The organism is Corallococcus llansteffanensis (assembly GCF_003612055.1).
GTDB lineage: Bacteria > Myxococcota > Myxococcia > Myxococcales > Myxococcaceae > Corallococcus > Corallococcus llansteffanensis.
The window spans coordinates 1-12,050 of sequence record NZ_RAWB01000306.1 but is presented as its reverse complement, the minus strand read 5'-3'; the positions used below and the strand labels follow the sequence as shown (position 1 = coordinate 12,050).

1 protein-coding gene is annotated in these 12,050 nt (G+C 72.7%); it reads right to left on the bottom strand.

The features are described 5' to 3' along the window. The coding region (locus D7V93_RS25760) for a non-ribosomal peptide synthetase (RefSeq protein ID WP_120645923.1) at positions 1-12,050 on the bottom strand (12,050 nt) is incomplete at both ends.

Genomic DNA, 12,050 nt, shown 5'->3' with positions numbered 1-12,050 from the left:
GGCCTGCAAGGCTTCGGGAGCGGGCAGGGCCTTCCTGTCCACCTTGCCGCTGGGCGTCAGCGGCAGGGCGTCCAGCACCACGAAGGCGGAGGGCACCATGTACTCCGGCAGCTTCTCGTGCAGGTGTGAGCGCAGCCCGGTGACGTCCACCGCCCCGGTGCCGCCGCTCCGCACGACGTAGGCGACGAGGCGCTTGTCCCCGGCCACTTCCTCACGCGCCACCACCACCGCCTGTTGCACGGAGGGGTGCTGCTCCAGCGTGGCTTCAATCTCTCCCAGCTCGATGCGCAGGCCGCGCACCTTCACCTGGAAGTCGGCGCGGCCCAGGTACTCGATGGCGCCATCCGGCAGCCAGCGGGCCACGTCGCCTGTGCGGTACAGCCGCGCGCCCGGCGTGTCGCTGAAGCCATCCGGGATGAAGCGCTCGGCCGTCAACTCCGGACGGCCCAGGTAGCCGCGCCCCACCTGCACGCCGCCGATGAACAGCTCTCCCGGCACGCCTACGGGCACGGGCTCCAGGTGCGCGTCCAGCAGGCGGATCTGCGTGTTGGCCACGGGGCGGCCAATCGGCACCGAGCGCCGCGACTCGCCGCGCACGCACGCGTGCGAGGTGACGTCGACCGCGGCCTCCGTGGGGCCGTAGAGGTTGTGCAGGCCCGCCCACGGCAGCCGCCGCAGGCAGCGCTCGGCGAGCTCCAGCGGCAGGGCCTCACCGCTGCACACCACCTGACGCAGCGACGTGCATGCCTCCAGCCCCGGCTCCTCCAGGAAGACCTGGAGCATGGAGGGCACGAAGTGCAGCGTGGTGACACCCGCGTCGGCGATGAGCCGCGTGAGATACGCCGGGTCCTGGTGTCCCCCGGGCCGCGCGAGCACGAGCCGCGCGCCCGTCATGAGGGGCCAGAAGAACTCCCAGACGGACACGTCGAAGCTGAAGGGCGTCTTCTGCAGGACCACGTCCTGGGGCTTCAGGTCGTATGCGGACTGCATCCACAGCAGCCGGTTCACCACCGCGCCATGGGCATTCATCGCGCCCTTGGGGCGGCCCGTGCTGCCCGAGGTGAAGATGACGTAGGCCAGACTGTCGTGCGTGGCGCGCGGTGGCGGCGCGTGCCGGGGCTGGAGCGCGATGTCCTCCCATTGCGTGTCCAGGCACAGCACCGGGGCCTCCTGCGCGGGCAGGCGCGAGAGCAGGTGCTCCTGGGCCAGCAGGACCGCGGGGCGGGCGTCCTCCAACATCCAGGTGAGGCGCTGGGCGGGATAGGCGGGGTCGAAGGGGACGTAGGCGCCGCCCGCCTTCAACGTGGCGAGCAGGGCCACGACGAGCTCCAGGGAGCGCTCCAGCAGGAGGCCGACGCGAACCTCGGGCCCGACGCCCCGTGCGATGAGTGCATGGGCGAGCTGATTGGCCCGCGCATCCAGCTCCCGGTAGGTGAGCGTGCGGCCCTCGAAGGCGAGCGCCACGGCATCCGGTGTGCGCTCCACCTGCGCCTCGATGAGGCCGTGAAGGGTGGCATCGCGGGGGAAGTCCGTCGCCGTCGCGTTCCAATCGAAGAGCACCTGCTGGCGCTCGGCGTCGGTGAGCGGGCGGACGCTGTCGGAGTCATCGCGCGGCTCCACCTTCGGGGGCCGCGCCAGCTCGCGCGCCGCGACCTCCTCCAGCGGGAGGAGGGGCAGGGACAGCGCGGGGGCTTCACGCCGACGGGAGGGGACCGGCACGCCCCTGCCCTCGAGGGCCGCGTCGATGAGGCGGGACAGCCCCTCGACGGTGGGCGCGTCGAAGAGGGCGCGCAGCGGAAGCTCCACGCCGAACGCCTCCCGGATGCGGCTGATGGCCTGGGTGGCCAGGAGGGAGTGGCCGCCCAGGTCGAAGAAGCTGTCGGTGGCCCCCACCCGGACGACGCCCAGGAGCGGGCGCCACAGGCCGGCGAGCCGCTCCTCGGTTTCGGTGCGCGGTGGGACGTGCTCGCGGTCGTCGCCGGTGTACTCCGGTGCGGGCAGGGCCTTGCGGTCCACCTTGCCATTGGCGGTGAGGGGCAGGGCGGGCAGCGCCACGAAGGCCGCGGGCACCATGTACTCGGGCAGGTGCTGCTTCAGATGTTCCCGGAGCGCGGACACGTCCGGGGCGTCCGCGACGACGTAGGCCACGAGGCGCCTGTCACCCGGCACGTCCTCGCGCGCCAGCACCACCGCTTCCTTCACCGTGGGGGCCGCGCGCAGCACCGCCTCCACCTCTCCCAGCTCGATGCGGAAGCCGCGCACCTTCACCTGCGCGTCGCCGCGGCCGACGAACTCCAGCGTGCCGTCCTCGCGCCAGTGCACCACGTCTCCCGTGCGGTACAGCCGGGCTCCGGCCTCGCCGGAGAAGGCGTCCGGCACGAAGCGCTCGGCCGTCAGCGCGGGCCTGCCCGCGTAGCCGCGCGCCACGCCCACGCCTCCCAGGTACAGCTCTCCCCGCACGCCCACGGGCACCGGCTCGCCGCGCGCGTCCAACACGTAGGTGCGCACGTTCGCCAGCGGCCGGCCGATGGCGGGCACGCGCCCGTCCGCCACGCAGTCGGTGAGCGTGGCCACCACGGTGGCCTCCGTGGGGCCGTAGGTGTTGAGCAGCCGTCGGCCCAGGGCCCAGCTCGCCACCACCTCCGCCGGCAGCGCCTCGCCTCCGGAGATGACGGTGCGCAGCGCGGGCAGCCCGTCCGAGGGCGTGGCCGCCAGCGCCGCGGGCGTGAGGCTGATGACCGTCATGGCCTCCTCGCGCAGCAACTGCTGGAGCGGTGTGCCCGGCATCAGCTTCTCCAGCGGCGCCAGCACCAGCGTCGCCCCGGCGCACAGCGTGGTGAAGATCTCCTCCACCGACAGGTCGAAGCTCAGGTTGGCGAACTGGAGGACGCGGTCGCCCGGTCCAATGCCATACGCCGCCGCCTCGTGCGTGACGAGGTTGGCCACGCTCCGGTGCTCCACCTGGGTGCCCTTGGGCAGCCCGGTGCTGCCCGACGTGTAGAGCACGTAGGCCAGGTGGCGCGAAGTGACGCCGCGGGCCGGTGCGTCGGTGCGCTCCTGCGCGAGGGCGTCGTGCTCGGTGTCCAGGCAGAGGGCGGACGTCCGGTGGGGCTCGGGGAAGCGGTCACGCAGCGATGCCTGCGTCAGCAGCACCTGGGCGCCGCTGTCCTCCAGCATGAAGGCGCGCCGCTCGCGCGGCAGGAGTGGATCCACCGGCACCCACGCGCCCCCGGCCTTGAGGATGCCCAGCAGGCCGATGACGACGTCCAGCGAGCGCTCCACGCTCAGGGCCACGCGCACCTCGGGCCCGACGCCCCGGCGGCGCAGCGCGTGGGCGACCTGGTTGGCGCGGGCGTCCAGCTCCGCGTAGGTGAGGTGCGTGCCCTCGAACGTGGCGGCGCGAGCGTCGGGCGCGCGGCGCACCTGGGCCTCGAAGATCGTGTGCACGCAGGCGTCGGGGAAGTCCTCGCGCGTGGCGTTCCAGTCCACCAGCACCTGTCGGCGCTCGGCCTCCGTCAGCAGCGGGAGCGCGGAGAGCCTGCGCTCGGGGGCGGCCACCAGGGCCTCCACCAGCACCCGCAGGTGGCGCATCAGTCGCTCGGCGGTGGAGGCGTCGTAGAAGTCCTGGGCGTACTCCAGCGTCCCCGCGAAGCCCCGCTCGCTCCGGCTGAGCGACAGCGTCAGGTCGAACTTGGCGGCGCGGCCCCGGGAGGGGAGCGCGCGGAACGTCAGCCCCGGGACGGACAGCTCCGCCGGGGGCGTGTTCTGCAGGATGAACATCACCTGGAACAGCGGCGCCTGGTGCAGGTCGCGCATCGGCTGGAGCTGCTCGAAGGGCACGTGCTGGTGCGCGAAGGCGTCCAGCGCGGTGGTGCGCACGCGGGCCAGCAGCTCGCGCACGGTGGGGTCCCCGTCCAGGCGGGTGCGCAGCACCAGGGTGTTGAGGAAGAAGCCGATGAGCCCTTCCAGCTCGGCGCGGTTGCGGCCCGCCACGGGCGAACCCACGCTGATGTCGTCCTGGCCGGAGTAGCGCGCCAGGAGCACCTGGAAGGCCGCCAGCAGGAACATGAAGGGCGTGACGCCCTCGCGGCGGCAGAGCGCCTCCACGGCTTCGCTCAGCGCCAGCGGAAGCTCCACGGGGAGCAGGCCCGCCCGGAGCCAGGCGTGGGGCGCGCGGGGCCGGTCGGTGGGCAGCTCCAGTGACCGCGGTGCCCCGTCCAACTGGCGCCGCCACCAGGTGAGCTGCTCCTCCAGCACGTCCCCTTGCAGCCACTGGCGCTGCCACGCGGCGTAGTCGCCGAACTGGAGGGGCAGCGGAGGCAGGGACGCGGGCGCGTCGGCGGCGAAGGCCCGGTAGAGCTCCACCACCTCGCGCACCATCACGGACATGGACCAGCCGTCGCTGATGATGTGATGCAGGGTGAGGAGCAGGACGTGCTCCTCGGCGTCCAGGGCCAGCAGCGACACGCGCAGCAGCGGGCCCGTGGCGAGGTCGAACGGGCGCAGGGCCTCGGCGTCGAAGCGGCGCTGGGCCTCGGACTCGCGCGCGTCGGCGGGCAGCGAGCGCAGGTCGAGGGGCTCCAGCGTCAGGGGGCCGGGTGGCGCGACAACCTGGAGGGGGCCCTCGGCGGTCGCGCGGAACGTGGTGCGCAGGGCGTCGTGCCGGTGCACCAGGGCTTCGAGGCTCTGGCGCAGGGCTTCGATGTCCAACGCTCCAGACAGGCGCAGGGCCAGGGGCATGTTGAACGCCGTGCTGCCGGGGGCCAACTGGTCGAGCAGCCACACCCGGTGCTGCGAGTACGAGGTGGGCAGCGCCTGGGCGGGCGACGCGCGCAGGATGGGAGGGGCCGCCGCGAGCCGGCCGGACTGGAGCGCGGCGTCGATGCGCGCCGCCAGCTCCGCCAGGGTCGGCGCTTCGAACAGCGCCTGGAGGGGCAGCTCGATGTCGAAGGTGGCGCGCAGGCGCGAGACGAGCTGCGTGGCCAGGAGCGAGTGTCCGCCCAGGTCGAAGAAGCTGTCGGTGGCGCCCACGCGGGGCACGCGCAGCACCTGGGCCCAGAGGGCCGCGAGCTGCTCCTCGGTGGGCGTGCTCGGGGCGATGTACCCGGCGGTGGAGACCGGAGCCTCCGGGACGGGCAGGGCCTTCCTGTCCACCTTGCCGTTGGGGGTAAGCGGGAAGGCGTCCAGCGCCATGAAGAGCGAGGGCACCAGGTGCTCGGGCAGGTGCCGGCGGGCGAAGTCGCGCAGCCCGGCGGGCTCCAGCGCGCGGTCGTCCCTGAGCACCACCCACGCCACGAGCCTGCCGTCGCCGGAGGCGTCGAGCCGGGCCCCGGCCACCACCTGGAGCACGTCCGGGTGACGGACGAGGACCGCCTCCACCTCTCCCGGCTCGATGCGGAAGCCGCGCACCTTCACCTGGAAGTCGGTGCGGCCCAGGAAGTCGAGCGTCCCGTCGAGGCGCCAGCGCGCGAGGTCGCCGGTGCGGTACAGGCGCGAGCCGGGCAGGCCGGAGAGGGCGTCTGGCACGAAGCGCTCGGCGGTCAGCTCCGGGCGCGCCAGGTAGCCGCGCACCACGCCCTCCCCCGCGATGAACAGCTCACCGGGCACGCCCATGGGCACGGGCTGGCCCCGCGGATCCAACACGTACAGGCGCGTGTTCGCGAGGGGCGCGCCAATGGAGACGGTGGCGGGCGGTGCGCTGTCGGTGACGGGGTGCGTGGACGACCAGACGGTGGTCTCCGTGGGGCCGTACATGTTGCGCAGCACGGCCGAGGGCAGGGCCTCCCGCAGCTGGAGCGCGAGGGGCCCGGGCAGGGCTTCGCCGCCGACGAGCAGGTGCCGCAGGGCTCCGAGGGACGTCACGGCTTCGGGCGCCAGCACGAGTGAGCGCGCGAAGGCGGGCGTGCACTGCAAATGGGTGATGGCGTGGCGACGCAGCACCTGCGCGAGCGGGAGCGCGGCGCCCCGGGCCGCGGCCTGTTCGTCGTGGAGGACGACCTGGAAGCCCCGCGTCAGCGTCCAGAGCAGCTCCAGGACGTGGATGTCGAAGGAGATGCTGGTGACGGCGAGCCAGGTGCCAGACGCGGACGTCCCCAGCACCGCGTCCATCGCGTCCAGGAAGTGGGAGACGGCGCGGTGGGGCACCATGACGCCCTTGGGGCGGCCCGTGCTTCCCGACGTGTAGATAACGTAGGCCAGCGCTCCGGGCAGGGAGGCGCCCGGAGCGTGCGCGGCCTCTGCGTCGCCGGTGTCATCGAGCAGCACCACGTCGAGCCCGTCCGCCGGCACCGCCTCCCCCAGCGACCGCTGGGTGACGAGCACGCGGGCTGCCGAGTCGCGGAGCATCCAGGCGAGGCGGTCCGCGGGGTAGCCCGGATCCAACGGGAGGTAGGCGCCCCCGGCGTGGAGGATGGCGAGCATGCCCACGACCATGTCCGGGGAGCGGCGGGCGCACAGGGCCACGGGCTCATCCGGGCGCACGCCCAGCGCCTGGAGCCTGCGCGAGAGACGCAGGACGCGCTGGTGGAGCTGACGGTAGGTGAGGCGCTCCTCGCCAGAGATGAGCGCGAGCGCGTCCGGCGTGCGGGTGGCCTGGGACTCGAACTGGGCGTGGACGCTGGAGGCGTCGAAGGGACGGGCCGTGTCGTTCCACGCGCGGAGCACCTGCTGCCGCTCGTCGGGCGGGAGCAGGGGCAGGTCGTGCACGCGCGTCTGGGGCGCGCGGACGGCGGCCTCCAGCAGCACGCGCAGGTGTCCGACGAGCCGGCGGACGGAGTCCTCCCGGAACAGGGCGGTGCTGTAGGTGATGGAGCCGACCAGGCCCTGGGGCGAGTGCGTGAAGACGAAGGTGAGGTCGAACTTCGCGGCCGTGCTGGCGTCTTGCTCGACGGAGCGCAGGGACAGGGCGTCGGGCCGGGCGCCGCCTTCCGCTCGGGGCGCGTTCTGGAGCATGAGCATCACCTGGAAGAGCGGTGAGCGGCTCAGGTCGCGGCGGGGCTGCAGCTCCTCGACGAGCTTCTCGAAGGGGAGGTCCTGGTGCGCGTAGGCCCCGAGGGTGGCTTCGCGCACGCGGGCGAGCAGCTCCACGAAGGTGGGGTCGTCGTTCACGCGGGAGCGCAGCGCGAGCGTGTTGATGAAGAAGCCGATGAGGCCCTCGAGCTCCGCGAAGCGGCGGCCGGCGATGGGCGAGCCGATGACGACGTCGTCCTGGCCGGAGTGGCGCGCGAGCAGGGCCTGCGTGGAGGCCAGCAGGGCCATGAAGAGCGTGGCGCCGTGCCGCTGGGCCAGCGTCTGCAGGGCGCGGGAGAGCTCCGGGGGCAGCAGGAACGGGACGGAGGCGCCGAGGAAGGACTGGACGGCGGGGCGCGGGAAGTCGGTGGACAGCTCCAGCGCTCGCGGCGCGCCGGCCAGGTGCTGGCGCCACCAGGAGCGCTGCCGCTCGAGGGCGTCTCCCTGCAACCAGGCGCGCTGCCAGAGGGCGTAGTCGGCGTACTGGAGGGGCAGCTCGGTCAGGGGCGAGCCGAGGCCCACGGCGAAGGCGCGGTAGAGGGCGTCCACCTCGCGCACGAGGATGCCCATGGACCAGCCGTCGGAGACGATGTGGTGCATCGTCACGAGCAGCACGTGCTGGTGCCCGGTGAGCCTCAGCAGCGAGGCGCGCAGGAGCGGCCCCCTCGCGAGGTCGAAGGGGCGCCGGGCCTCGGCGCCAGCGAGGCGCCGGGCCTCGGCCTCGCGCGCGTCCCCGGCAAGGTGCTCCAGGTCCAGCACGTCCAGGGCGAAGTCGGAGGTGGCGTGGAAGCGCTGGACGGGCTCGCCCGCTTGCGCATGGAAGGTGGTGCGCAGGGACTCGTGACGCTGGAGCAGCTCGCGGAAGGCGCGCTCCAGCGCGGCGAGGTCCAGCGGCCCTTCCAGGCGCAGGGCGTGCGGGATGTTGTACGTGGCCGTGCCGGGCTGGAGCTGATCCAGGAACCACAGCCGCTGCTGCGCGAACGACAGCGGCGCTTCGTCGCCCCGGGCGATGGCGGCCGGCGGCGGCAGGGCGGTGCCTTCGGCGACCTGGAGCGCCTCCTCCACCCGGAGGGCGAGCCGGAGGAGCGTGGGGGCCTCGAAGAGGGCGCGCAGGGGCAGCTCGATGCCGAAGGTGGAGCGGATCCGCGAGACGAGCTGCGTGGCCAGCAGGGAGTGGCCACCGAGCGCGAAGAAGTCGTCCTCGCGTCCGATGCGATCCGTCCGGAGCACGTCGGCCCAGAGGCCGGCGAGCAGCTCCTCGGTGGGCGTGCCCGGGGGCGCGTACGCTTCGCGCTCCAGCGAGGACGCCTCCGGAGCGGGCAGGGCCTTCCTGTCCACCTTGCCGTTGGGCGTGAGGGGCAGGGCCTCCAGCACGACGAAGGCGGACGGCACCATGTACTCGGGCAGCCGCTGCTGGAGGTGCGAGCGCAGGGTGTCCGAGGAGGGAGGGGCTTCGCCCGCGACGACGTAGGCGACGAGGCGCTTGTCGCCGGGAGCGTCCTCGCGAACGAGCACCCGGGCCTCGGAGACGCCGGGGAGCAGGCGCAGGGTGGACTCGACTTCGCCGGGCTCGATGCGGAAGCCGCGCAGCTTCACCTGGAAATCGGAGCGGCCGAGGAAGTCGAGCGAGCCGTCGGGGAGCCAGCGGGCCTTGTCACCGGTGCGGTAGAGGCGCTCGCCTGGAGTGGTGGCGAAGGGGTGCGGGATGAAGCGCTCGGCGGTGAGCTCCGGGCGGTGCAGGTAGCCCCACGCGAGGCCCGCGCCACCGACGAAGAGTTCGCCGGCCACGCCAACGGGGACGGGCCGCAGTGAGGCGTCGAGCACGTAGGCGGAGGACTGGGAGAGGGGCCGGCCGATGGGCACCGCGTGGCCGAAGTCACTCCGCGAGTGGAGGGCATGGGTGGTGGAGAAAGTCGTGTTCTCGGTGGGGCCGTAGCCGTTGACGAGGACGGAGCCCGGGCTCAGGCGGGAGAGGTGCTGGCGCACATGCTCGGCGGGCAGCACGTCGCCGCCGACGAGCAGTTGGGGTACTCGGGCCAGCGTGTCGGGCTGGTGGAGGGCGACCTGCTCGAAGAGGGCGGCGGTGAGCCAGAGGGTGGAGATGGAGTGGCGGCGCAGCAGGGCCGCGAGCTCCTCGGTGGAGAGGGCGTGAGGAGGCGCGAGCACGAGGCGGGCGCCGTGCAGCAGCGCGCCCCAGATTTCGAGCGTGGAGGCGTCGAAGGCGGCGGGGGCCAGCTGGAGGAAGGAGTGCCGGGGGCCGAAGTCGATGAAGGAGGAGCCGCACACGAGGCGCACGACGCCACGGTGGGGAACGAGGACGCCCTTGGGCCGGCCGGTGGAGCCGGAGGTGAACATGACGTAGGCGAGGCTCTCCGCCGACGTGGGCACGTTGGGCGCGTGCGTGGGCTGACGCGTGAGGAGCGAGGCCTCGGAGTCCAGCAGCAGGGTGCGGCCGGCGAAGCGGGGCAGGCGCTGGGTCAGCGAGGAGTGGGTGAGGAGCAGGGGCGCGCGGCAGTCCGCCAGCAGCAGGGCGAGGCGCTCGGGCGGGGACGCCAGCTCCAGGGGGACGTAGGCGGCGCCAGCCTTGAGGATGGCGAGGAGGGAGACGACGAGGTCGAACGAGCGCTCCAGCGCGAGAGCGACGGTCATGCCCGGCGCTGCGCCCGATTCAATGAGGACATGGGCGAGCTGGTTGGCGCGTTCCTCGAGCTGCCGGTACGTGAGGCTGTCGTCGCCGGAGACGAGCGCGACCGAGTCAGGCGTCTCGCGTGCCTGGAGCTCGAAGCACTGCTGGATGGAGGCCTCGGCGGGGAAGGACGACCGCGTGTCGTTCCACTGCACCAGGAGCTGGTGCAGCTCATCCTGGGAGAGCATCGAGGCGGAGGCGAGAGGCGCCTCGGGGTGGGCGACGAGGGCTTCGACGAGGGAGACGAAGTGCCGCGCGATGCGTTGGGCGGTGGCGGGAGCGAAGAGGGCGGTGTTGTAGCCGAGCGATCCGTCGAAACCGTTGGAGGATTCGGAGAGGAACAGCTCCAGCTCGGCCTTGACGTTGTGGCCCTCCAGCTCCAGGCCCCGCAGGGAGAGCCCTGGTAGCTGAAGAGAAGGCATGGAGGTGTTCTGCAGGGCGAAGAGGGCCTGGAAGAGCGGAGGCCGCGTCAGGTCGCGCTGGGGCCGCAGGTCCTCGACGAGGCGCTCGAAGGGGACGTCCTGGTGGGCATAGGCACCCAGGGCCGCCTCGCGCACCTGCTGGAGCAACTGGTGGAAGGACGCGCCCGGTGCCACGAGGGAGCGAAGGACGAGGGTGTTGACGAAGAAGCCGATGAGGCCTTCGGTCTCCGCGTGGGTGCGACCGGCGATAGGTGTGCCGACGCTGACGTCTTCCTGGTCCGCGTAGCGCGAGAGCAGCACCTGGAAGGAAGCCAGCAGCAGCATGAAGGGCGTGACGCCTTCACGCTGGCCAAGGGCCTTGAGGTCTTGAGCAAGCGGCAGGGGCAGCCGCAGCGTGATGACGCCACCGTGGGACGACTGCACTGCGGGGCGAGGGAAGTCGGTGGGCAGCTCCAGGGGAGAGGCGTCCGCGAGGCGCTGGCGCCAGTAGGAGAGCTGAGCCTCCAGGACGTCGCCGTGCAGCCAGGAGCGCTGCCAGAGCGCGTAGTCGGCGTATTGGAGGGGCAGCTCGGGCAGGGGGGAAGGCCGACCGTCGCAGAAGGCCGAGTAGAGGGCGGCCACCTCACGAACGAGGACGCCGCGAGACCAGCCGTCGGAGACGATGTGGTGCAGGGTGAAGACGAGCACGTGCTCGGTGGGCGAGAGCTTCAGCAGCAGGGCGCGCACGAGGGGGCCTGAAGCCAGGTCGAAGGGGCGCTGGGCCTCGGCGGAGGCCAGTCGGCGGGCTTCGTCGAGAGCGGCCTCGCCCAGGGGGCTGAGCTCCACGATGGGAAGAGGAAGGCTCGCGGCGGGAGTGATGCGCTGGAAGGGCTGACCCTGCGTCTCGGAGAAGGTGGTGCGCAGGGCCTCGTGACGGCGCACCAGTTCAGTGAGGCTCTGGCGCAGGGCCTCGAGGTGCAGCTCGCCTTCCAGACGGAGGATGGAAGGGACGTTGTAGGTGGAAGAGCCGGGGACGAGCTGATCAATGAACCACAGGCGCTGCTGAGCGAAGGAAAGTGGCAACTCCCCCGTGCGCGGGGCCGGCACCAGCGGGGGGGCCTGGAAGGCACGGGCCTGCCGCGCGGCCTCGATGCGTGGGGCGAGGGCCGCGATGGTGGGCGCTTCGAAGAGGGCGCGCAGGGACACTTCCACGCCAAAGGCGGCACGGATGCGGGAGACCAGCTGCGTGGCCAGCAGCGAGTGGCCGCCCAAGGCGAAGAAGTCCTCCGCGATACCAACGCGCTCCAGGTGCAGCACTTCGGTCCAGAGGGACGCGAGCAGCTCCTCGGTGGGCGTGCGCGGGGCGACGTATCCGGTGGAGGAGGTGGTGGCTTCGGGAACGGGAAGGGCCTTGCGGTCGACCTTGCCGTTGGGGGTGAGGGGCAGGGCCTCCAGCACGACGAAGGCAGACGGCACCATGTGCCCGGGCAGCTGCTGCTGGAGGTGCGTTCGCAGCGCCGCGGCATCCAGCGTCGGTCCACCGGATCCGGAAGGAATCGCGACGTATGCGACGAGGCGTTTGTCGCCGGGCACATCCTCGCGCAGGAGCACCCGGGCCTCGGAGACGCCGGAGAGCCGGAGCAGGGCGGACTCGATTTCGCCGGGCTCGATGCGGAAGCCACGCAGCTTCACCTGGAAGTCGGTGCGCCCCAGGAACTCCAACGTGCCGTCCGCGCGCCAGCGGGCCTTGTCGCCGGTGCGATAGAGGCGTTCGCCGGGCGTGGAGGAGAAGGCGCTCGGAACGAAGCGCTCGGCGGTGAGGTCGGGACGGCGCAGGTAGCCCCAGGCGAGGCCCGCGCCACCGACGAAGAGCTCTCCGGCCACGCCGACGGGCACGGGCCGCAGGGCCGCGTCCAGTACGTAGACGGTGGACTGCCCGATGGGCTTGCCGATGG